Below are 22,063 nucleotides of genomic sequence, written 5' to 3'. Positions count from 1 at the left end.
TGGTTTAACAGGTGCTTAAGTGGTCGGAAGGGGAAAATTTATCAACAATGTGGTAAAAAGTGGTAAAATGTGGTTTAAAATTCTATATATTTGAATCATAAACTGGAGGAGTGGTAAATCTCATTGGTACATACGAATGCAAAGTAGATGCGAAGGGCCGTTTGATGGTCCCTGCGCCTATGAAAAAGCAGCTTGTACCCATCATTCAGGACGGTTTTGTGCTTAAACGTTCCCTTTTTGGAAACTGTTTGGAGCTCTATCCCATGCAACGCTGGACCGAGGTAATGCAGGAGGTAGGGAAGCTTAACAGGTTCGTCAAGGAGAATATGGATTTTATAAGAAAATTTACAGCAGGTGTTAAAATTGTAGAAGTGGATACCAACGGGCGGCTTCTCATTCCAAAAGACCTTATTCGCATTGCGGGGATCAATAAAGAAGTGGTGATCACTTCTCCAATTGATACCATAGAAATTTGGGATAAGGAAGAGTATGAGAAAGCTATAGATACGCCGCCTGAAGAATTTGCGGAACTCGCCGAACGTGTAATGGGTAATAAAAGTGTAGAAGGAAATGGCTTATCATAATCCTGTATTGCTTAAGGAGAGTGTAGATGGTTTGAATATTCAGCCTTCGGGGGTTTATGTAGACGTTACTTTTGGTGGCGGCGGGCATTCCCGCGAGATCTTTAAAAGATTGGGTCCGCAGGGAAAGCTTTTTGCTTTTGATCAGGATCAGGATGCTTTGGCGAATAAGATTGAAGACGAAAGATTTACGCTTATCAACGAGAACTTCAGGTTTATAAAGCGGTTTCTGCGATTCCACAATGTGAAGAAAGTAGATGGTATCCTGGGGGATTTTGGTGTTTCCTCTCATCAGTTTGACGTAGCCGAACGCGGATTTTCTACGCGCTTTGAGTCAAATCTCGATATGAGAATGAACCAGAACAGTACGCTTAGTGCCTTTGATGTTGTAAATAACTATGAAGAAAAGGAGCTGCAGGCAGTGCTCTTTAATTATGGAGAATTAAGAAGTGCGCCAAAAATAGCCCGTACAATAATCTCTGCCCGTAAGGAGGGGGAGATCGTGACCAGTGAAAGGTTGAAGGAAATACTACATCCTTTTTTGCCTGTTGGGCGCGAGCATAAAGTGCTAGCTCAGGTTTACCAGGCTATAAGGATAGAGGTGAACCAGGAGATAGAGGTGCTTAAAGAATTTTTACTTCAAACCGAGACTTTGCTGAATCCCGGAGGAAGGTTGAGTCTTATAAGTTACCATTCTTTAGAAGACAGGCTGGTAAAAAGATACATAAGAAGCGGCATGTTTGAAGGGGAGCCGGAAAAAGATTTCTACGGAAATATTTCAGTTCCGTTTCAAAAAGTGGGAAAAATGATAGTGCCTTCTTCCGAAGAAATTAAGGGGAACAACAGGGCGCGAAGTGCAAGATTGAGAATAGCTGAAAGAATAGCGGAATGAAAGAGAGCTTATATAACATCCTGAAAGGGAAATTTCTTATTAGTAACGACGCCTTTAATAATTGGCGTTTTATACTTTTTTGTACCGTGCTGGCCATTTTTATGATTGGCAGCTCTCACAGTGCAGAGCAAAAAGTACATGAGATCGCTAGGCTTAATGATGAGGTGCTGGAGTTGAGAACAGCTTTTCTTGACGGCAGGTCTAACCTCATGAAGCTTAAAATGGAATCAACAATTACAGGCAGAATGGCGCAAAAGGGAATTAAACCTTCCGATGTGCCGCCTACCAAGATTATAGTTAAAGAAAAAGAGTAATGGCGACTACCGAGAAGCACATACTTTACCGCATCTATGTTGTGGCAGGTTTTATGTTCCTGCTCGCTGTTGCTGTGAGCTTCAAGCTTCTCAATATACAAATCGTTGAGGGTGATAACTACCGGGAGATGGCCGAACAGCGCACTTACCGGAATTTTGTTATTCCTGCAAACCGCGGTAATCTATATGATGTAAACGGCAATTTACTGGCTACGTCAATTCCCAAGTACGATATTAGGTTTGATGCGGTTACTGTTTCAGATAAGAACTTTCAGGAGAATGTTGGTCCTCTGGCCGAAGAATTAGCCAAAATGTTTGGGGAATCTTCTTCGCGCTGGGCGAGAAAACTGCGTTCGGCAAGGGCTAATAAACACCGGTATCTGCTCATTGCTCGCAACCTTGGTTATTCAGAATATATTAAGGTAAAGAATTTCCCCATGTTTAAACTGGGTTCAAACCGGGGAGGAATTATTGTGGAACAGAGAACAGTGCGGGAGCATCCTTTAGGGAAAATGGCCGAACGTACTGTGGGCTATGAGCGGCAGGACGACAGCGGGTACTACACTCGTGTAGGCCTTGAAGGAGCTTTTGGGCCTTATCTTAGGGGTAAGGAAGGCAGGCGCCTTAAGCAGCGTATCGCAAAAGGCCAGTGGAAGCCGATAAGCGACAATAATGAAGTGGAACCAAAAGATGGTTATGACCTTATTTCTACCATAGATGTTAAAATTCAGGATATCGCTCATCACGCTTTACTGAAGCAGCTCGAAAAATATGAAGCCGATCATGGTTCTGTAGTGGTAATGGAAACCGAAACCGGCGAGATCAAAGCTATTTCAAACCTGGGGCGTACTTCTAAAGGCAGTTATTTTGAGAAGCTGAACTACGCAGTAGGGGAAGCTCATGAGCCGGGCTCTACCTTTAAGCTGATGTCTCTGATCGTGGCTTTGGAAGATAAGGTGATTGATACCAGCACCGTGGTAGATACAGAGAAGGGGCAGATGATCATTTACCGAAGAAGAGTACGCGACTCCAAGCACGGCGGTTACGGGAAAATTTCGGCAGGGAAGGCCTTTGAGGTTTCTTCGAATGTGGGGATCGTGAAACTTATTTATGAAAATTATAAAGACCAGCCCGGGAAGTTTGTAGACAGGCTAAAAGCCATGCACCTTGATGAAGGTCTTGGCCTTGCAATTAAAGGAGAAGGTACGCCTTATATTCCTACACCCGGAGACAAGACCTGGAGTGGTTTATCCCTGCCATGGATGGCTTATGGATATGGAAGTATACAAATTACCCCGCTGCAAACCCTCACTTTTTACAATGCCATAGCTAATGGTGGTGAAATGGTGAAGCCACGCTTTATTAAAGAAGTAAAGGAGTGGGATAAATCCATTGAGAAGTTTGAGAAGAAGGTGATAGACCCTCAAATATGCAGCCCCGAAACAGTGGCTAAAGTAACCGATTTGCTTAAAAATGTGGTGGAAAGAGGTACCGGAAAGAGTCTTTACGACCCTAATTTTTCTATGGCAGGTAAAACGGGAACTGCACAAACAGAGTACTGGAAAGAAGGCTGGGCGCAAGATCCGCAGTATATCTCATCATTCGTGGGGTTCTTTCCGGTAGAAAATCCGAAGTATTCGTGCATTGTGGTGATTCATAAGCCTAACAACAAAACCGGGTACTACGGTGCAGATGTTAGCGGACCTGTTTTTAAAAGGATTGCCCAAAAGATCTTTACTGATACGCCCGTGCTCGATGAGTTTGAAACGCTGGAGGTGGTTGATCCGGCTATTGAGAAGAATTACGAAAAGTATTTTGCCACCGCCAGGAACTCGGGGAAAGTAATGCCCGATCTAAGAGGAATGCCCGCCATGGATGCGGTTTCTCTTTTGGAGAACCTGGGGGTGAAATTTGAATTATCCGGAAACGGAGAGGTGAGTCAGCAATCGGTTAAACCCGGAACAAGCATTGCTGAAGGCCTCACCATAAAATTAAAATTGAGTTGATTTATTTAAAAGACATATTATACAGGGTTTCTCTTGAGGCAGTGGTTGGGAACACCAACATTGCTGTAAACGACATTCATTTTGATTCCCGAAAAGTGGGTTTCAATGATGTTTTTGTGGCAATACGCGGAACGCAAACCGATGGACATGCCTATGTAGAGAAAGCAGTAGAGCAAGGGGCGCTGGCCGTGATTTGTGAAGAAATGCCAGAGAACGTGATCAACGGGATTACTTATGTGAAGGTTAAGAATTCACAGGAAGCCCTGGCGTTTATGGCCGATAATTTCTACGGAAATCCATCAGAGAACCTGAAGCTGGTGGGGGTTACCGGTACTAACGGAAAGACTACTGTTGCTTCTCTCCTGTATCAACTGTTCACAAAAGCTGGCTTTAAAGTTGGATTGCTTTCTACGGTAAATGTTATGGTGGGAGAAGAGAAATTTCCTGCTACCCATACCACCCCAGATTCCCTAACCATCAATTCATATCTGCAAAAGATGAATGAGGCCGGTGTGGAGTTCTGTTTTATGGAAGTAAGTTCTCATGGCATCGCCCAGCACCGCACTACCGGATTGAAGTTTGCCGGTGGGATTTTTACAAACCTCACCCACGAGCATCTCGATTACCACAAGACTTTTGCCGAATACAGGGATGTCAAAAAGGCCTTTTTTGACCAGCTTCCTGCTTCGGCGTTTGCTTTGACCAATGGAGATGATAAGAATGGAAGGGTGATGCTTCAGAATACAAAAGCGAAGAAATATACTTATGCCCTAAAGTCTGTGGCCGATTATAAGGCTCAAATCCTTGAAAATGGTTTCGGCGGAATGCTGCTGAAGATCAATGAGCAGGAGGTTTGGACAAAATTGATTGGAAACTTCAATGCCTATAATATTCTTGCTATTTACGCAGCTTCAGAATTACTTGGATTAACCACTTTAGAAAGCCTGAAGTATATCAGTGAGCTCAATGCAGTTAGCGGTCGTTTTCAGTATCATATTTCCGAAGGGAAGATCACTGCTATTGTAGATTACGCTCATACGCCCGATGCCTTGCAGAATGTGCTCGATACCATTAACAGCATCAGGACCAAAAATGAAGAGTTAATTACTGTTGTGGGCTGCGGCGGAGATCGTGACCGCTCAAAAAGGCCAAAAATGGGGCATATTGCCTCGGCATTGAGTACGAAAGTGGTTTTTACGAGCGACAATCCGCGTACCGAAGACCCCGATAAGATCATCGAAGAAGTAGAGGCAGGAGTAGAGCCACAGCACTTTAAAAAAGTAATGTCGGTCACCAACAGGTTGCAGGCCATAAAGACAGCCTGCCAGCTGGCAAACAGGAATGACATCATTTTAATTGCCGGGAAGGGGCATGAAACCTACCAGGAGATCAATGGCGTGAGGAAAGATTTTGATGATTTCAAGATTGTAAGTGAATATTTAAACGAGTTAAAAAAATAATTTCTCCAGGAGAAGAAGCAAAAGATTATGTTATACCATCTGTTCGAATATCTTGAAGATGCCTATACCTTTCCCGGGGAGAGACTTTACCAGTATATCTCCTTTAGATCGGCTGTGGCCATAATTCTGTCTTTAGGGATATCGACCATATACGGAAAAAGGATCATCAATTTCCTTCAGAAGAAACAGATAGGCGAGAGCGTAAGGGACCTTGGGCTGGCAGGTCAAAGCCAAAAAGCCGGTACGCCAACCATGGGTGGGATCATCATCATTATTTCCACGCTAATACCTGTGCTTCTGGTGGCCAAGCTGGACAATATTTATGTCATCCTTTTAATTGTTACTACCCTCTGGATGGGTACCATTGGGTTTCTGGATGATTATATAAAGACCTTCCGCAAAGACAAAGCGGGGCTAAAAGGCATATTTAAGGTAGTAGGTCAGGTAGGGCTTGGTGTGATAGTAGGTGCGACTATTTACTTTCATCCCGATATTACCATAAATGAAAATCCGCAGTTGCCGGGAAATACAGAGGCGGTGGAACTGATCTCTTCAGCTGAAAATCCTGTCACTACTTCTGTGGAAGAAAAATCGACCAAGACCACCATTCCGTTCGTGAAGAACAACGAGTTTGATTACGCCAGCCTTATTACCTGGATTAATCCTGAATACGCTAAATACGCCTGGTTGATCTTTATTCCTATTGTGATTTTTATTGTAACGGCCGTATCAAACGGTGCCAACCTCACTGATGGGATTGACGGACTTGCAGCAGGAACTTCGGCCATTATTGTTCTCGCCCTGGGCATTTTTGCATGGGTTTCGGGGAACATTATTTTCTCCGATTATCTTAACGTGATGTACATTCCCAGAACAGGGGAAATGACAATATATATTTCGGCTTTTGCAGGAGCTTTGGTAGGGTTTCTTTGGTACAATACTTTTCCGGCCCAGGTCTTTATGGGAGATACGGGAAGTTTAACCATTGGAGGGATTATCGCGGTAATAGCCCTGGCCACAAGAAAAGAACTGCTTATTCCTATCCTTTGCGGGGTGTTTTTAATTGAAAACCTCTCGGTAGTAATGCAGGTGGGATGGTTTAAATATACCCGAAAGAAGTACGGCGAAGGCAGGAGGATCTTCCTCATGTCACCTTTGCATCATCATTTTCAAAAAGCCGGATTTCATGAAAGTAAAATTGTTGTGAGGTTCTGGATCATTGGGATCTTCCTGGCGATTGTCACCATTGTAACCCTAAAAATTCGATAATGTCTAAAGGAGCTAAAAACATAGAACGAAATCTTCTGGTCATTCTGGGCGCAGGCGAGAGCGGTGTGGGTACGGCAATCCTGGGCAAGAAGGAGGGTTTCCAGATATTTGTTTCAGATAAAGGGAAGATTAAAGACAACTTTAAAGCCCAGCTAGACGAACATGAGATTGAATGGGAAGAAGAGCAGCATTCCGAAGAAAAGATATTTGAAGCTCATTTAGTAATGAAAAGTCCGGGGATACCTGACGACGCCCCCCTCGTCAGCCGGCTTAGAGGAAAAGGAATTCCCGTAATTTCTGAAATTGAATTTGCCTACACCTATACCAGCGCAGTTTTGGTGGGAATTACAGGAAGTAATGGCAAAACCACAACTACAAAACTCACCCATCATCTTTTGAAAAATGGCGGTCTCAATGTAGGAATGGCAGGTAACGTTGGGCAGAGTTTTGCCAAACAGGTGGCCGAAACCGATGCAGATCACTACGTGCTTGAACTAAGCAGCTTTCAGCTTGACGGGATTGAAGATTTTAAGCCGCACATAGCGGTATTAACCAATATAACACCAGATCATCTGGACCGTTACCGGCATGACTTTAATCAGTACATAGCCAGTAAATTCAGAATTGTAAAGAATCAGACAGAAAAAGACTATTTCATCTATGACGCAGACGATCCTGTGATCATGAAGTGGCTCCAGGAAAACCCGATACTATCTCAAAAATTGCCTTTTTCCCTTCGGGAGGAACTGGAAAAAGGAGCTTTTATAAAAGATGAACAACTTATTATTCGTACAGATAATTCAGAAATGACCATGTCAACATCCAAATTAACCATAGAGGGAAAACATAATGCCAAGAATGCGATGGCAGCAGCAACAGTTGCGCAATTACTACGCATTAGAAAAGAGACCATAAGACAGAGCATGGAGAGTTTTCAAGGGGTAGAACACCGGCTTGAAAAGGTGCTTAAAATAAATAGCGTACAATACATTAACGATTCTAAAGCTACTAACGTAAATGCTACTTACTACGCGCTTGAGAGTATGGAATCTGAAACTATCTGGATTGTTGGAGGTGTAGATAAAGGCAATGAATATGCTGAGCTGTTGCCTTTGGTGAATGAGAAAGTTAAAGCTATTATATGCCTGGGGATCAATAACGAACCCATAATTAATGCATTTGGGAACTGCGTTGATACTATTCTGGAAACCAGGTCTATGGAAGATGCTGTACAGCAGGCATACAAATTGGCAGAAAAAGGAGATGCGGTACTGCTTTCACCGGCCTGTGCAAGTTTTGATCTATTTGAAAACTATGAAGACAGGGGAAGGCAATTTAAAGAAGCCGTTAGGAATTTATAAAAACTAAAGTGTCAAAAAGGGGATAATGACAGGATTTTTTTCAAGGGTAAAAGGAGATAAAACTATCTGGGCTGCGGCTGCACTGCTGGCGATTTTTTCGTTTCTGCCGGTGTACAGTGCAAGTAGCAACCTGGCTTACCTTTACGGTGACGGCAGTACACTTCCTTACCTGGTGAGCCATTTTATCCATTTATTCCTTGGGTTTGTCATTATGTTCTTTGTGCACAAAGTACCTTACCATTACTTTGTGGGCCTATCAATTATTACGCTTCCACTCTTGATTCTCCTGTTGCTGTTCACAGTATCACAGGGAGTGGTAATAGACGGTGCCAACGCCAGCCGGTGGATTAATATTCCTATTCTTAATAAGACTTTTCAGCCTTCCACGCTAGCTTCGGTTGTATTGTTGACCTACGTAGCCAAGTATATGGCAAGGGTCAAGGATAAGACATACACTTTCAAACAAACTATTCTTCCGCTTTGGTTGCCCGTGGCTGTTGTGATGGGGCTCATTTTGCCCGCCAACTTTTCCACAACCGCTATACTATTTCTCATGGTGCTGCTGGTCACCTTTATTGGAGGGTATCCGTGGAAGTATCTTTTGGGCATCATAGGCGTGGGGGTTGTTATGCTGGGTATCTTTATTTTAACTGCCAAGGCTTTTCCCGGGCTGTTCCCCAACCGGGTAGATACCTGGATAAGCCGCGTGGAAAGTTTTACTAATGATGAGGTCACTGAAGCCGATTATCAAATTGAAAAAGCCAAAATAGCTATTGCAAGTGGAGGAGTGACCGGCCAGGGAATAGGAAAAAGCGTACAACGAAATTTTCTTCCGCAGTCATCTTCAGACTTTATTTACGCCATTATCGTTGAAGAGATGGGGTTGATTGGTGGAATAGGAGTGATGTTTGCATATCTCCTGCTCTTTTTTAGAATAATTATTGTGGCTACAAAAGCCAATACGGTATTTGGGAAATTACTGGTAATAGGGGTAGGCCTGCCCATAGTTTTTCAGGCGCTGGTCAATATGGCCGTTGCCGTAGAATTATTTCCAGTGACGGGGCAAACCCTGCCGCTTATAAGTAGTGGGGGTTCTTCTATCTGGATGACCTGCCTTGCACTTGGGATGGTGTTAAGTGTAAGCGCCAAGCGGGAAGAGGAGCTGGAACAAATAGAACAGGAAACCAAAGCGGATGAAGACAATCCGTTGGAAATATTAAGTGAGGCAATATGAAAAATCAATTGAGAGTGATCATATCGGGTGGCGGAACGGGAGGACATATATTTCCGGCAATTTCTATTGCCAATGAACTCAGGTTGCGATACCCTTCCTGCGAGATCCTTTTTGTTGGGGCGCAGGATAAAATGGAAATGCAAAAAGTACCCGAGGCCGGTTATGAAATCGAGGGTCTTTGGATAAGCGGTTTACAGCGACGTATTACCGCCAAAAACCTGCTATTCCCGGTGAAACTTGTAAAGAGCCTGTGGAGGTCTCGCGATATTATTAAAAAATTTAAACCTAATGTGGTTATTGGAACTGGCGGTTTTGCCAGTGGCCCTTTACTGCAAATGGCAAATAGGGAGAATATCCCCACGTTGATACAGGAGCAGAATTCCTACCCGGGGATCACCAATAAACTTCTTGCAAAAGGAGCCAACACCATTTGCACCGCATATCCAGATATGGGCAGGTTTTTTCCTGAAGAAAAGATCGTGCTTACCGGAAATCCTGTGCGCCAGGATTTGCTGAAGGTTGACGAAAAGAGGAAAGAGGCTCAGGATTTCTTCGGAATTGATCCCTCAAGGAAGACGGTGCTCGTTCTGGGAGGAAGCCTTGGTGCAAGAAAGATAAATCAACTGGTAGAAGACAACCTGAAGGAATTTGAAAAACACAACCTGCAGGTATTGTGGCAAACCGGAACTTTATATTTTGAAGATTACAGCAAATATGCAGAACTCGAAAACATCCAGACTTTTGCCTTTTTAAAGAGGATGGACCTGGCCTATGCCGCGGCAGATGTGATCATCTCACGAGCAGGTGCCGGTACGGTGTCTGAGCTGTGTATTGTTGGAAAACCGGTGGTCTTTATTCCGTCACCAAACGTGGCCGAAGACCATCAAACAAAGAACGCAATGGCAGTAGCCGAAAAAGATGCTGCAGTGATCCTTTCTGAAAGTCACCTGCAACAGGGATTCAGGTCAATCTTCTTTCCATTGGTACAATCTGAAGAAAAGATGCGGAATCTCGGGAAGAACATCAAGAAGCTGGAAAAGCCGAATGCAACTGCAAATATTGTAAATGAAGTTGAAAAATTATTGACAACCTGGCCATAAATGGGGCACTACGATAACATACAAAACATCTATTTTATAGGCATCGGCGGGATCGGGATGAGTGCTCTTGCCCGGTATTTTAGTGCCCGGGGTAAAAATGTTTCAGGGTTTGATAAAACTGAAACTCAGCTTACCCGCGAACTTCAAAAAGAGGGTATAGAGGTGATCACTTCCCCTAAAGTAGAAGATCTTCCAGATGCCATTTTAGAAGATAAACAATCGCTTATCGTTTATACGCCGGCAATTCCGCTAGATCATGCGCAGTACCTGCACTTCGCAGCCGATGGTTATACCATGGAGAAACGTGCTGCTGTACTGGGCAATCTCACAAAAGGGCATTTTACCCTGGCTGTTGCCGGAACTCATGGAAAAACCACTACCAGCAGTATGCTGGCCCATTTGCTCAAGGTAACAGGCAGTTCAATAACGGCATTTTTGGGAGGTATAGCCGAGAACTATCACTCCAACCTCATTTTGGACGGAGACAAGGCCATGGTAGTGGAAGCCGACGAGTTTGACAGGTCTTTCTTGAAGCTTGCACCCAATATTGCGGCAATTACCTCAATGGATGCAGACCATCTTGACATTTATGGGGAAGATTCCCAAATAAAAGAGTCTTTTAATGCCTTTGCAGCGCTGGTGCCTAAAGACGGGAAGCTGTTTTATGCCAGCGGGCTGCCTCTAAAAGGGACATCTGTAGGTGTAAATGATGATGCAGATATATGTGCCGTGAACATAGGTGTCAAAAATGGCAGTTATCACTTCGATTTAAGAACAAAAGATAAAACCTACACAGGCTTTGAATTGAGCCTTCCGGGGAAACATAATTTACAGAATGCAGTTACAGCTTTGGCTATGGCAATGGAATACGGTGCCCCCCCCGAGTTCCTTGCCACAGCTTTGGCTTCTTTTAAAGGCGTGCAACGGCGTTTTTCTTACCGAATTAAACGTGACGACCTGGTATTGATTGATGATTATGCCCATCACCCGGCCGAGATCGCTGCAGTACACCAGGCGGTGCAGGAAATGCATCCGGGGAAACGTGTTTTGGCAGTATTTCAGCCACACCTCTTCAGCCGTACAAGAGACTTTGCTGAAGGCTTTGCAGACAGCCTAAATCTCTTTAATGAGCTGCTGCTGATGGATATTTATCCGGCGAGGGAAAAGCCAATTGATGGAATTTCTTCAGAATGGCTTCTGAAAATGATCAAAAATGACAAAAAAGAGCTGGTTCAAAAGGAGGATCTTTCCGAAGTAATTAAAGCTAAAAAAGCTGAGGTAGTGGTGCTTATGGGAGCCGGTGATATAGGGGAAGAAGTAGAGAAAATACGTAAAGAACTGAGTGGTGAAAATTAATTGGAATTACATAAAAACATTCTTGCTCATTGGCGTAGTGTTCTTTTTATTTGCATTCGCCGAAAAGCGCAATCACGCGCGGGTTCTTTCCGAAGTTAATCTGCATTTTACGAACAGCGAAAATCTGTATCTCACTGAAGAAGCGGTTAATAAATTGTTAATACAAAATGAGGTGAGACCCAGAAGTATAGGTAAAGAAACTTTAGATTTGAGTAGGGTCGAAACTTTACTGGAATCGCATGATATGGTTGAGAATGCTGAAGTGTTCCTCACTGTTGACGGAAAGATGGGGGCAGAGATCACCCAAAGGCAGCCTTTGGCCAGGGTAATGGCCAGTGCGCCGTTCTACCTGGACAGGCAGGGGTTGATGATGCCACTGTCACAGTACCATTCGGCAAGGGTGCCCCTGGTGACCGGGGTGAAGGAGGAGCAGCTGGAAGAATTGCATCCGCTTATGGCCTTTATAAATGCCGATGAGTTTCTTACTCAACACGTGACGGGTATTAACCGCCAGCCTAACGGGAAGTACGAGATACATTTAAGGCGGCTTGATTTTGAGGTGGTTTTTGGCGAAGTGAAAGACATTGAATTGAAGTTTAAAAATTTTAAAGCTTTTTATCAAAAGGCACTTAAGGATAAAAAGCTTGACGCATATAAAAAAGTGGATCTACAATTTGGTAATCAGGTTGTATGCACTAAAAAGTAAGGTATGGAACAGAACGACATCGCAGTAGGATTAGACATTGGTACTACTAAGATTGTAGCCATGATAGGCCGTAAGAATGATTACGGTAAAATGGAGATCATTGGTATAGGCAAGGCAAAAAGCCTTGGGGTTCATCGTGGAGTTGTAAATAACATTACCCAAACTATACAATCTATACAGCAGGCCATACAGGAGGCAGAGGCCGATAGCGGCATGAAGATAAAAGATGTGGTGGTGGGCATTGCCGGCCAGCATATTCGCAGTTTACAACACAGCGATTATATTACGCGCCCTAACCCCGATGAAGTGATAGACGCTTCGGATATTGAAACTTTATGTAACCAGGTGCACAAGCTGGTTATGCTTCCGGGAGAAGAGATTATTCACGTGCTTCCGCAGGAATTTAAAGTTGATGGGCAGGCAGAGATCAAGGAACCTATTGGGATGTATGGCGGAAGGCTGGAAGCTAACTTTCATGTAGTAGTTGGCCAGGTATCGTCGATAAGGAATGTGGGCAGGTGTGTGAAAAGTTCGGGGCTGGAGCTTTCGGCAGTTACTTTAGAGCCTTTGGCATCGGCAAATGCTGTTTTAAGTCAGGAAGAAAAAGAAGCCGGTGTGGCTTTAGTCGATATAGGTGGCGGAACTACAGATTTAGCCATCTTCAAAGACGGAATAATCAGGCACACCGCTGTAATTCCATTTGGTGGCGGAGTAATTACCGAAGATATCAAAGAAGGTTGCTCTATCATTGAAAAGCAGGCAGAGCTGCTGAAAGTGAAATTTGGTTCGGCCTGGCCGGGTGAAAATAAAGATAACGAGATTGTTTCTATCCCTGGCCTGAGAGGCAGGGAACCAAAAGAGATCACTTTAAAGAACCTTTCTAAGATCATTCATGCACGGGTTGTGGAAATCATTGAACAGGTTTACCTGGAGATCAAGAACTACGGTCACGAAGAGCAGAAGAAAAAACTTATAGCCGGGATTGTACTAACCGGGGGCGGTGCCCAGTTAAAACATATAAAACAGCTGGTAGAGTACATTACCGGGATGGACACGAGAATAGGTTATCCAAACGAGCACCTGGCAGGAGATAGTGACAGCGAGACTACAAGTCCTGTTTTTGCCACTGCAGTTGGTTTGGTATTGAACAGCCTCGAGATTAACAGCAGGCACCATGTAAATGAAGAAGAGGAGCAGGAAGAAGTAGCCTCTGGAGCTACGCCTACAGCAGTGCCGCAAGAGGAGCCAGAAGAGCGGGAAGAGCCGGTTACCATAAGCCAGCCCCGCAGAACAATATTTGAAAAATGGTTTGAAAAATTCAAGGATTTTTTAGACAACGCCGAGTAGATCGGCGAAGAAATAACTATGAAAAAGAATAAAAGAAGTAGAAAACCAGTAAAAAAGAATTTATGAGCAGCACAGAATTCGGAAACATCACATTCGATCTCCCCAAGAATCAATCGAACGTCATAAAAGTTATTGGTGTAGGTGGAGGCGGTAGCAACGCGATAAACCACATGTTTCAGCAGGGAATAAAAGGGGTTGATTTTGTCATTTGTAATACAGATGCACAGGCCCTTGAAAATAGCCCTGTTCCAAACAAGATCCAGTTGGGAGTAAGAGAAACAGAAGGCCTTGGTGCAGGTGCCGATCCTGAAGTCGGTCGCAAAGCAGCAGAGGAAAGTTTTGACGAGATAAGAGCCCTTTTGGATACCAACACAAAGATGGTATTTATCACGGCAGGAATGGGCGGTGGTACAGGAACAGGTGCTGCGCCAATCATTGCCAAACAGGCAAAAGATATGGGGATACTTACGGTGGGGATCGTAACCAGTCCTTTTTTGTTTGAAGGAAAGACCAGAAACGAGCAGGCACAACTGGGAGTAGAAAACCTGCGAAGTCATGTTGACTCGTTGATCGTGATCAACAATAATAAACTAAGGGAAGTATATGGAAACCTCGGATTCAAAGCAGGATTCTCTAAGGCCGATGAGGTGTTGGCCACAGCTTCTCGAGGAATAGCCGAAGTAATTACGCATCACTATACCCAAAACATTGACTTGCGGGATGCTAAGACCGTTCTTAGCAATAGTGGAACTGCCATTATGGGATCTGCGCAGGCTTCAGGTGGAAACCGTGCCCAGGACGCTATCTCGAAGGCACTAGATTCGCCGCTGCTTAACGACAATAAAATCACAGGTGCCAAAAATGTGCTGCTGCTTATCATTTCCGGTTCCGAAGAAATTACTATCGATGAAATTGGGGAGATTTCAGATCATATTCAGGCAGAAGCCGGGCACAGTGCCAACATCATTATGGGTGTTGGTGAAGATGAAAATCTTGATGATGCCATTTCTGTAACTATCATTGCTACGGGTTTCGACATTGAGCAACAAAATGATATTGTAAATACCGAAACCAAAAAGATCATTCACACTCTTGAAGATGAGCAAAGGGCAGAGCACGAGCTTTCTCCAAAGAAAACATCTTCGGTTTACGACGGCCCGGCACCGGCGCCAGAAGAAGAAAATAAGATAGTTCACACCCTATCACTAGAAGATGAAGATATAGATGGAGAGCCCGAAACTAACCATCCTTCAAATGCTGTTAGGGATATGCACGTGGAGTACGAAGAAGTTCAGCCTGAAGAAGCACCTGAATTTATTATTACTGACAGCGTAAGGGATGTAGAGGTTTCGGAACCTGAGGTTGTTGAGCCAGAGCCGCAGGAGCAACAGTTTATGTTTACTTTTGACATGCCTAAGAACAATGCTTCAGAAGAAAGAAATGAGCCTAAGGCGCAACAGGAACAACCTACGCCAGGAGAGCATAAAGAACCTGCAAAGGAACAACGTATAATTCATACGCTTTCTGAAGATACTGAAGCAAAAAATTCCGTAAAGAATGAAAGTGCGATACAGGCAAAGACTGAAAATGGGGTGACACGATATTCGCTACAGGATTACATGCAGGTGGAAGAAATGCTGAAGAGCTCTCAGCCTGTGCAGAAGAGCAGGCCCCAGCCACAACCTGAACCAAAACTTAAGAGTCAGCCAGCACCGGTGCAGCCTCCTGTTTCAAAAGGAAATCCTGCACCCGAAGAAAATAAGGACACGCCCGAAGATGACGTAGATCCTTTTAATATTCCTATAAATGAAAATTTGATAAAAAGATCGGCCGAGAGAAGAGCCAAGATGAAGGAGTTCAATTATAAGTTCAGGAATAACGTAAGCAAGGTTGACGAGTATGAAAGACAACCTGCATACAAAAGACAGGGTATAGACCTTGACCACACCGAACCCGGAGAGGGAAAGTTGTCGCGCACTACTTTAGGAAGCGGCAATGATGATGAGTTGAGGTTTAGGACAAATAATTCTTTTTTACATGACAATGTAGATTAAGAAAGTCCTTTTATAAATGAGAACCCGAAGCGGCAATACCGGCTTCGGGTTTTTTATTTGCTGCAAGTTAATTTTTGGTTTTGATGTATTGCTCTTTAACCTGTCAATTTATACAGGCAGGAATGAAAGTGAGAACTACGAACGCATTTCTGATTATTCCTGCACAGTTTCGCCCACAAGCACACCTGACACATTCCAGTGGTTAAAGCCCGAACCTTCTACGGGCGCCTGATCAATGATGACCTGGAGCGTATGGGAGCCTTTTTTTAAATCCTCAAGTGGAATAATATAAGGAGAGGTTAGAGTGGCAGGACAAAAACCAGGGGCTTATACAGAACGAAAGGTTTTTTTATTTCAGAAGAGTTTGCACTGCCCGATTTCCTTATCTTCGCATAACGAATAAAAAATCCAAATACAATGAGTTTACAGGACAAGGTCATGGCCGAAATGAAAGATGCCATGCGAGCAAAAGACAGCAATAAACTAGAAGCTTTAAGAGCGGTTAAAAGTGCTATTTTACTTGCTCGCACAGATGCTTCGGGCAAAGATGGATTGAGTGAAGATGAAGAATTAAAGCTCTTACAGCGCCTCGTAAAACAGCGCAAAGAAAGTGCGGCTATATATAAGGAGCAGGGAAGGGAAGATCTAGCTCAACCCGAATTGGACCAGGCGGCTGTTATAGAAGGTTTCCTTCCGGAACAAATGAGTGAACAGGAAATTGAGGTAGAGGTGGATAAGATCATATCTGAATCTGGTGCCAATGGCATGCAGGATATGGGTAAAGTAATGGGAATGGCTTCAAAAGAACTTGCAGGAAGGGCCGATGGTAAAACCATATCGGCAATAGTAAAAAAGAAGCTGGCAAATTAGAAGTGTGATTTTAGAATTACAAAGTCAGAAGTATGCAATTAAATACCTTTCAAAAATTGCATTTTTGACACCTTTAATTCAGATGGAAAGAGCTTAAATTTCTTGTTACAGTTTAAAGAATTTATGTAAATTGCGCCTTCTTAAAAGGCCCCGTGGCGCAACTGAATAGCGCATCAGATTTCGGCTCTGAGGGTTGGGGGTTTGAATCCCTCCGGGGTCACATCACTCAAGAAACCACGCCACAGGCGTGGTTCTTTTTTTATGAAGAAATCAAGCTGCGCTTGAATTTTCGAAATGAAATAAAGAACCGGAGCGACAGCTCGTGGTTTCTTATTTGCAGGAGTGAACTTTTATGGAACAGCGGAGCTAATCCTCCGGGGTCACTTAAAGCAGAAAGTCCGCAGCGAAAGCTGCGGGCTTTTTTGATTTTTCGGAAAAAGCTGAACTTACTCATAGCTTTGGAAGAAACAAAAAACCGCTCCGGCTATTATGGGAGCGGTTAAGCTATGAGACGCACTTCAGCTAAGGGGTTTACTCTAAAACTTCCAGTCACCCCGCGGTTTTTGAAAATGTATTTGAAAAATGCCTTTTTTAAGGTATGTACACCTTTTATAAGAAGCTTCAGCTTAACCTGATTATTTCTTCTAATTTTTCGGGTTCCAGGATTGTGATTGATTTTCCTGCTGTTTTAATGTAGCCCCTTTCTGCGAAGGATTTGAGAGTGAGTATTACACTTTCTCTTGAATAGCCAATGATATCAGCAATTTCTATTCTAGATAAGAAGAGAGTTTTGTTCTTAGTCGTGTAGCCATAATAGGTCATTAGAAACATGGCAACCGCGCCCTCAATGTTTTTAAAATCAAGATTTATTAACCAGGAGATAGTATTTGATAAAGTACGGTTTAATCTTTTAGATAACTCCATCCCAAAAACAGGATTTGCCAGGAACATCTTCTTTATAAAGCCGGGTTGTATAACGAGTGTTTCGCATTTAGTTATGGTGTAAACGCTGTAGGGGTAATTCTCTGTTGTGAAAATATAGTCTAATCCTACTATATCATTTGCATGCAATAATTTCACAATCCTCTTTCTTCCCTTGTTGCTATAAACAACCTTGCCTATTCCATCCAAAAAGAGATAACAGTTAACTGCAAAACTTCCTTGTTTGAAAAGAACTTCTGTCTCGTCAAAACTTACGACCGTACAGTGCTTTTTTAAAAGCTCTTTTTCTTCTAATGACAGAGTATTGAATAGTTCAAGGTTAAGATAGTCCTTATTCATGAAAAGTGATATTTCTAACTTACAAAGGTAATATCTCAGACAACATAAAAAGGTTTAATTCTTTTTTTTTAGTAGAATACTTGACAGGCTTTTCTAACAATCATCTTCACTTACATCTTAACTTTATACGTATAATTTTAACAAATATATGCTATGAAGGCTACAAGAAAAGAACATGATTTTTTGGGTGAATTGTCCATTCCAAATGATGTTTACTACGGAATTCAAACATTCAGAGCTTTAGAAAATTTTAACATAACAGGATTATCCATATCAAAAGAACCTCTACTAATAAAAGCCTTTGGTTTTGTCAAAAAATCTGCTGCCCTGGCAAACCGGGATTGTGGTGTTTTGGATCCTGAAATAACTGAAGCGATATGTTATGGAGCAGACCAACTTGTTTTGGGGAAATACGATAAGGAGTTTGTGAGTGATTTGATTCAGGGAGGTGCAGGAACTTCTGTAAATATGAATGCTAACGAAGTAATTGCCAATATTGGCCTCGAATATTTAGGTCATCAAAAGGGAGAGTATCAGTTTTTGCATCCAAATAATCACGTTAACTGCTCTCAATCTACCAACGACGCTTATCCAACTGCTTTTCGAATAGCGTTGTATCTAAAGATGGAAAGCTTTATTACTAAGCTGGAGAGCCTCGAAACTGCCTTTTCAAAAAAAGAAGAAGAATTTAAGACAGTTCTCAAAATGGGGCGTACGCAGCTACAGGATGCAGTACCTATGACCTTGGGACAGGAATTTCACGCTTACGCAACTACAATTGGAGAGGATGTGAAGCGACTTAAAGAAGCACAACAACTTCTATTAGAAATTAATATGGGAGCTACAGCTATAGGAACAAAAGTGAATACTCCCTATGGTTATGCTGAGAAGTGTCTGGAATATCTTCAGAAAGAAGTTGGTATTCCCCTCACATTGTCACCAGATTTAGTTGAAGCCACTGTGGACACAGGGGCATATGTTCAAATAATGGGTACTCTAAAAAGAACTGCAGTCAAGATTTCTAAGATATGTAATGATTTAAGACTGTTAAGCTCCGGGCCGAGAACAGGATTTAATGAAATTAACCTGCCAGCCCGGCAACCTGGCTCTTCCATCATGCCAGGCAAGGTAAACCCTGTTATTCCTGAAGTAGTCAATCAAACTTGTTTCTACGTGATTGGCCAGGATTTAACAGTGACTATGGCTGCAGAGGCGGGGCAACTACAACTTAATGTAATGGAGCCTGTCATTGCTTTTGCGCTTTTCACTTCATTAGACTATTTAGGAAATGCCATTGAAAGCCTGGTGGTTAAATGTATTGACGGTATTACTGCCAATACAGAACATTGTTTCAATATGGTTATGAATAGTATTGGAATAGTGACTCAACTTAACCCGATTCTAGGGTATGAAGAAAGTGCCAGTATCGCCGGGGAAGCTCTCAAAACCGGAAAAAGTGTTCACGATATCGTAGTCCTTGAACGTAAGCTGATTTCTCAGTTTAAGTGGGATGAGATCTACTCATTAGAAAATTTAATTAACCCTCAATTTATAAATGCTTAAACAACCCCTAACAACTTAAAATTAAATAATTATGAAAACCCTTAGAATAAAAAAGAGAATTTTAATGCTATTCGTTTTTGCTTTGACTTTACAAATGCAAGCTCAAACAAATACACGTAACACAGAGAAGTTACCGAGAGTTACCATCCTTGCAACCGGAGGCACCATTGCCGGCGCGGGAGAATCTGAAACTAAAGCTGCTTATACAGCAGGGACAGTTCCCGTTGATATTTTATTAAACGCTGTACCTCAAATTCATGAACTTGCTAAAGTTAGTGGAGAGCAAATTGCACAAATCGGCAGCCAGGATATGAGCGTTGAAGTCTGGTTGAAACTGGCCAAAAGGATAAATAAGATCTTTGAAGAAAATTCTGCCGATGCTGTTGTGATCACTCATGGAACTGACACCATGGAAGAAACAGGTACATTTCTGGATCTAACTGTAATGTTTGACAAACCTGTTGTCCTGGTTGGTGCAATGCGTCCTTCTACAGCAATGAGTCAGGATGGAAATAAAAACCTTTTAGATGCAGTAATGGTTGCCGCAGATCCTGCTAGCCAGGGGAAAGGGGTTTTGGTAGCGATGAATGGACTTGTATTTGACGCCAGAGATGTAACAAAAACAGTCACTACCAGTACTTCGACTTTCCAGTCACGCAATTTTGGACCAATAGGTTTGATATACGACGGGAAAGTAAATTTTTACTATCAATCCACTCGTAATCCTTCTCAAAAATTTGATGTGAGTAAGGCGACTTCTCTACCTCAGGTTGAGATCATATATGGTTATGCAGACGCCAGTCCGGTTCCTGTTGATGCACTCATTAAAACTAAAGTGAAAGGAATAGTATATGCCGGCATGGGCAATGGGAACTTTAATGCACCCGTAGGTAAGGCTCTTGAAAGAGCTTCTAAAGAAGGAATAGTTGTTTGCCGGTCAAACAGAACAGGAGCTGGTAGAACTACGCTTTACAATGAAGTAGATGATGCAGCGCTTGGATTTGTTGTAGCCGATGATCTTAATCCTCAGAAAGCGAGAATTTTACTCATGCTTTCTTTAATGGAGACCAGTAATCGCACTTCAATTCAAAACAACTTCTTCAAATATTAACAGTAAATCTTCAGAATACATGGCTGTCTAAAGAGCTATAGGAAAATCTTTCTGAGGTCATTTCAGAATCCAAAGAATCAGATTTCCCAGTTTTTATTAGAACCTGTAATGATTTCAGGTTGAATTAAATAAGGCTTTTAGACAGCCTCGTTAGAGACTTTATGCTTAATCGTGACTGAGGTCAACTAAATTTCTAAGCTTATGTTTTGGATTGAATTCGCCGTTCTTATAGTGATGATCCTTATTGGATCTCAAATGAAAGGGATTGGTCTTGGAGTAATGGGAATCTTTGGACTAGTGATTTTTGTTTTTGGTTTCCATATGAAACCCAGCAGCCCTCCTTTGGATGTGATGCTAATTATAATCGCTATTGTAACCACTGCCGCAACGCTTCAGGCATCAGGAGGCCTGGATTATTTAGTTGGTTTAGCCGAAAAGGTGATTAGAAATAATCCCTCAAACGTGACTTTCATTGCTCCTTTTGCGACTTACGTGTTATGTCTGTTTGCAGGAACTTCTCATATAGTGTATTCCATACTACCGATTATCTCTGAAGTAGCCACCAAAAAAAGGATACGCCCGGAACGTCCACTAAGTGCTTCTGTTATTGCATCTCACATAGCCCTTACCGGGAGTCCCATTAGTGCATGTACTGCTGCTCTTGTAGTGATTTTAGGTTATCCGGGGGCGCTTTTTGACGTCATGATGATCTCTATTCCGGCGGGCTTATTAGGGACTCTGGCCGCTTGTTTCGTTGTAAGAAAAAAAGGGTTAGAGCTGAATGAAGATCCTGTCTTTTTGGAAAAAATGAAAAATCCTGAGTTTGCAGCGAGTATTGAAAGCAGTCCAAAAGGTAGTGAGAAAAAGGTCAAAGCGGGAGCTAAAACCTCTGTTCTGGTTTTTAGTGTGGCAATTCTACTTATTGTACTGGCCGGGGCTTTTCCAGATTTGTTGCCAAATTTTGGTCCCGGAGAAGGTGATTTAGTAGTAAAGGGTGATGGTACTATTTCGATGGTTACTGTTATATGTCTTATCACACTCTCTGCTTCTGCAGCAATGATGTTGCTTACAAAAACCAGTGCGGTGACTGTTACTCAGGTTAGTCTGTTTAGTTCTATGGCATCGGCGACGATATCAGTTTTTGGAGTCGTGTGGATGGCTTCCACTTTCATGCAAAACAATTCAGAAATCATCAAAGAATCTTTGGGTAGTGTAGTAAATGCGTATCCATGGACTTTCGCCATTGCTTTATTTGCTTTAGGAATTATCATGTTTAGCCAGGCAGCTACCGTAAGGACACTGGTGCCACTGGGGATTAGTTTAGGCTTATCTCCTCTAGTCCTGATAGCTTCTTTCCCTACCGTAAATAGTTTCTACGTTTTACCCGGCTATCCAACTTTGTTGGCAGCCATCAATTTTGACAGGACAGGAAGTACCAAAATTGGAAAGTACGTGATTAATCACAGTTTTAACCTTCCCGGATTTGCGTCTACCATCGTTGCTGTGTCAGTAGGATTCCTTCTGGGGTTCCTTATACTCTAATTTTAAAATAGAAATA

At 42.7% G+C, this 22,063-nt stretch carries 19 protein-coding genes, 1 tRNA gene and 1 pseudogene; 19 read left to right on the top strand and 2 right to left on the bottom strand.

Annotated elements, in window-relative coordinates:
• Positions 1–110: 110 nt before the first annotated feature.
• The 14 genes from mraZ to V5739_RS03985 all read left to right on the top strand — a co-directional run bounded on the left by mraZ (position 111) and on the right by V5739_RS03985 (position 15,912).
• Complete coding sequence (gene mraZ / locus V5739_RS04050; protein WP_423819752.1) at positions 111–584, top strand: division/cell wall cluster transcriptional repressor MraZ; 474 nt, start codon at positions 111–113, stop codon at positions 582–584.
• Positions 571–1,473: a 16S rRNA (cytosine(1402)-N(4))-methyltransferase RsmH gene (gene rsmH, locus V5739_RS04045; RefSeq protein ID WP_423819750.1), complete on the top strand. Its 903-nt coding sequence runs from the start codon at positions 571–573 to the stop codon at positions 1,471–1,473. The genes mraZ and rsmH overlap by 14 nt, the downstream gene beginning before the upstream one ends.
• Positions 1,470–1,787: an FtsL-like putative cell division protein gene (locus V5739_RS04040; RefSeq protein ID WP_266069249.1), complete on the top strand. Its 318-nt coding sequence runs from the start codon at positions 1,470–1,472 to the stop codon at positions 1,785–1,787. The genes rsmH and V5739_RS04040 overlap by 4 nt, the downstream gene beginning before the upstream one ends.
• Positions 1,787–3,793 carry a penicillin-binding protein gene (locus tag V5739_RS04035; RefSeq protein WP_423819749.1) on the top strand — a complete coding sequence of 669 codons (2,007 nt, stop codon included), beginning with the start codon at positions 1,787–1,789 and terminating at the stop codon, positions 3,791–3,793. The genes V5739_RS04040 and V5739_RS04035 overlap by 1 nt, the downstream gene beginning before the upstream one ends.
• Positions 3,790–5,253, top strand: coding sequence for a UDP-N-acetylmuramoyl-L-alanyl-D-glutamate--2,6-diaminopimelate ligase (locus V5739_RS04030; protein WP_266069247.1), 1,464 nt, complete (start codon positions 3,790–3,792; stop codon positions 5,251–5,253). The genes V5739_RS04035 and V5739_RS04030 overlap by 4 nt, the downstream gene beginning before the upstream one ends.
• Before the next feature lie 27 nt (positions 5,254–5,280).
• Complete coding sequence (mraY, locus tag V5739_RS04025) at positions 5,281–6,522, top strand: phospho-N-acetylmuramoyl-pentapeptide-transferase (RefSeq protein ID WP_266069246.1); 1,242 nt, start codon at positions 5,281–5,283, stop codon at positions 6,520–6,522.
• On the top strand, positions 6,522–7,883 hold the full coding sequence (gene murD / locus V5739_RS04020; protein WP_423819748.1) for a UDP-N-acetylmuramoyl-L-alanine--D-glutamate ligase: 1,362 nt from the start codon (positions 6,522–6,524) through the stop codon (positions 7,881–7,883). Before mraY ends, murD begins: the two co-directional genes overlap by 1 nt.
• A 25-nt stretch (positions 7,884–7,908) precedes the next feature.
• The gene (locus V5739_RS04015) at positions 7,909–9,117 is read left to right on the top strand and encodes an FtsW/RodA/SpoVE family cell cycle protein (RefSeq protein WP_345599243.1); all 1,209 of its coding nucleotides are present in this window, start codon (positions 7,909–7,911) and stop codon (positions 9,115–9,117) included.
• Positions 9,114–10,217, top strand: coding sequence for an undecaprenyldiphospho-muramoylpentapeptide beta-N-acetylglucosaminyltransferase (gene murG / locus V5739_RS04010; protein WP_423819747.1), 1,104 nt, complete (start codon positions 9,114–9,116; stop codon positions 10,215–10,217). The genes V5739_RS04015 and murG overlap by 4 nt, the downstream gene beginning before the upstream one ends.
• Positions 10,218–11,573: a UDP-N-acetylmuramate--L-alanine ligase gene (murC, locus tag V5739_RS04005; RefSeq protein WP_423819746.1), complete on the top strand. Its 1,356-nt coding sequence runs from the start codon at positions 10,218–10,220 to the stop codon at positions 11,571–11,573.
• The gene (locus V5739_RS04000) at positions 11,560–12,279 is read left to right on the top strand and encodes a cell division protein FtsQ/DivIB (RefSeq protein WP_266069241.1); all 720 of its coding nucleotides are present in this window, start codon (positions 11,560–11,562) and stop codon (positions 12,277–12,279) included. Before murC ends, V5739_RS04000 begins: the two co-directional genes overlap by 14 nt.
• Before the next feature lie 3 nt (positions 12,280–12,282).
• Entirely contained in the window at positions 12,283–13,626 is a 1,344-nt protein-coding gene (ftsA, locus tag V5739_RS03995; protein WP_345599240.1) for a cell division protein FtsA, read from the top strand.
• 62 nt (positions 13,627–13,688) lie between these two features.
• Entirely contained in the window at positions 13,689–15,680 is a 1,992-nt protein-coding gene (gene ftsZ, locus V5739_RS03990) for a cell division protein FtsZ (RefSeq protein ID WP_423819744.1), read from the top strand.
• A gap of 16 nt (positions 15,681–15,696) precedes the next feature.
• Positions 15,697–15,912: a hypothetical protein gene (locus V5739_RS03985; RefSeq protein WP_423819743.1), complete on the top strand. Its 216-nt coding sequence runs from the start codon at positions 15,697–15,699 to the stop codon at positions 15,910–15,912.
• Between the two features lie 2 nt (positions 15,913–15,914).
• Here the strand turns inward: V5739_RS03985 and V5739_RS03980 are convergent.
• A pseudogene (locus V5739_RS03980) lies at positions 15,915–15,965 on the bottom strand (hypothetical protein); the annotation flags it as partial.
• 132 nt (positions 15,966–16,097) lie between these two features.
• On the opposite strand from V5739_RS03980, the gene V5739_RS03975 reads away from it, so the two are divergent.
• Both V5739_RS03975 and V5739_RS03970 read left to right on the top strand, forming a co-directional pair.
• Positions 16,098–16,550 (top strand): GatB/YqeY domain-containing protein, encoded by a 453-nt coding sequence (locus tag V5739_RS03975; protein WP_266069238.1) that lies wholly within the window; start codon positions 16,098–16,100, stop codon positions 16,548–16,550.
• 146 nt (positions 16,551–16,696) lie between these two features.
• Positions 16,697–16,770: transfer RNA gene (locus V5739_RS03970), tRNA-Arg, on the top strand.
• A gap of 401 nt (positions 16,771–17,171) precedes the next feature.
• On the opposite strand, the gene V5739_RS03965 is transcribed toward V5739_RS03970, so the two are convergent.
• Positions 17,172–17,831: a Crp/Fnr family transcriptional regulator gene (locus V5739_RS03965; RefSeq protein ID WP_423819742.1), complete on the bottom strand. Its 660-nt coding sequence runs from the start codon at positions 17,829–17,831 to the stop codon at positions 17,172–17,174.
• A 153-nt stretch (positions 17,832–17,984) separates the two neighbouring features.
• Between V5739_RS03965 and aspA the strand changes: the two genes are divergently transcribed.
• The 3 genes from aspA to V5739_RS03950 all read left to right on the top strand — a co-directional run bounded on the left by aspA (position 17,985) and on the right by V5739_RS03950 (position 22,047).
• Positions 17,985–19,394: an aspartate ammonia-lyase gene (gene aspA, locus V5739_RS03960; protein ID WP_228913757.1), complete on the top strand. Its 1,410-nt coding sequence runs from the start codon at positions 17,985–17,987 to the stop codon at positions 19,392–19,394.
• A gap of 46 nt (positions 19,395–19,440) precedes the next feature.
• Positions 19,441–20,505 (top strand): type II asparaginase, encoded by a 1,065-nt coding sequence (locus tag V5739_RS03955; RefSeq protein ID WP_423820439.1) that lies wholly within the window; start codon positions 19,441–19,443, stop codon positions 20,503–20,505.
• A gap of 201 nt (positions 20,506–20,706) precedes the next feature.
• On the top strand, positions 20,707–22,047 hold the full coding sequence (locus V5739_RS03950; protein WP_423819741.1) for an anaerobic C4-dicarboxylate transporter family protein: 1,341 nt from the start codon (positions 20,707–20,709) through the stop codon (positions 22,045–22,047).
• Positions 22,048–22,063 lie beyond the last annotated feature (16 nt).

It is taken from the genome of Salinimicrobium sp. TIG7-5_MAKvit, assembly GCF_049569215.1.
Lineage (GTDB): Bacteria > Bacteroidota > Bacteroidia > Flavobacteriales > Flavobacteriaceae > Salinimicrobium > Salinimicrobium profundisediminis.
The sequence above is the reverse complement of the archived record's forward strand: the minus strand, read 5'-3'. Positions and strand labels throughout refer to the sequence as shown.

What these genes read in the sequence shown, in the direction of transcription:
- V5739_RS04015 (WP_345599243.1), top strand. Translation starts at nt 7,909, where the DNA reads ATGACAGGATTTTTTTCAAGGGTAAAAGGAGATAAAACTATCTGGGCT.
- murG (WP_423819747.1), top strand. Translation starts at nt 9,114, where the DNA reads ATGAAAAATCAATTGAGAGTGATCATATCGGGTGGCGGAACGGGAGGA.
- murD (WP_423819748.1), top strand. Translation starts at nt 6,522, where the DNA reads ATGTCTAAAGGAGCTAAAAACATAGAACGAAATCTTCTGGTCATTCTG.
- ftsZ (WP_423819744.1), top strand. Translation starts at nt 13,689, where the DNA reads ATGAGCAGCACAGAATTCGGAAACATCACATTCGATCTCCCCAAGAAT.
- V5739_RS03985 (WP_423819743.1), top strand. Translation starts at nt 15,697, where the DNA reads ATGAGAACCCGAAGCGGCAATACCGGCTTCGGGTTTTTTATTTGCTGC.
- V5739_RS03950 (WP_423819741.1), top strand. Translation starts at nt 20,707, where the DNA reads ATGTTTTGGATTGAATTCGCCGTTCTTATAGTGATGATCCTTATTGGA.
- aspA (WP_228913757.1), top strand. Translation starts at nt 17,985, where the DNA reads ATGAAGGCTACAAGAAAAGAACATGATTTTTTGGGTGAATTGTCCATT.
- ftsA (WP_345599240.1), top strand. Translation starts at nt 12,283, where the DNA reads ATGGAACAGAACGACATCGCAGTAGGATTAGACATTGGTACTACTAAG.
- mraY (WP_266069246.1), top strand. Translation starts at nt 5,281, where the DNA reads ATGTTATACCATCTGTTCGAATATCTTGAAGATGCCTATACCTTTCCC.
- murC (WP_423819746.1), top strand. Translation starts at nt 10,218, where the DNA reads ATGGGGCACTACGATAACATACAAAACATCTATTTTATAGGCATCGGC.
- V5739_RS04035 (WP_423819749.1), top strand. Translation starts at nt 1,787, where the DNA reads ATGGCGACTACCGAGAAGCACATACTTTACCGCATCTATGTTGTGGCA.
- V5739_RS04040 (WP_266069249.1), top strand. Translation starts at nt 1,470, where the DNA reads ATGAAAGAGAGCTTATATAACATCCTGAAAGGGAAATTTCTTATTAGT.
- V5739_RS03975 (WP_266069238.1), top strand. Translation starts at nt 16,098, where the DNA reads ATGAGTTTACAGGACAAGGTCATGGCCGAAATGAAAGATGCCATGCGA.
- rsmH (WP_423819750.1), top strand. Translation starts at nt 571, where the DNA reads ATGGCTTATCATAATCCTGTATTGCTTAAGGAGAGTGTAGATGGTTTG.
- V5739_RS03965 (WP_423819742.1), bottom strand. Translation starts at nt 17,831, where the DNA reads ATGAATAAGGACTATCTTAACCTTGAACTATTCAATACTCTGTCATTA.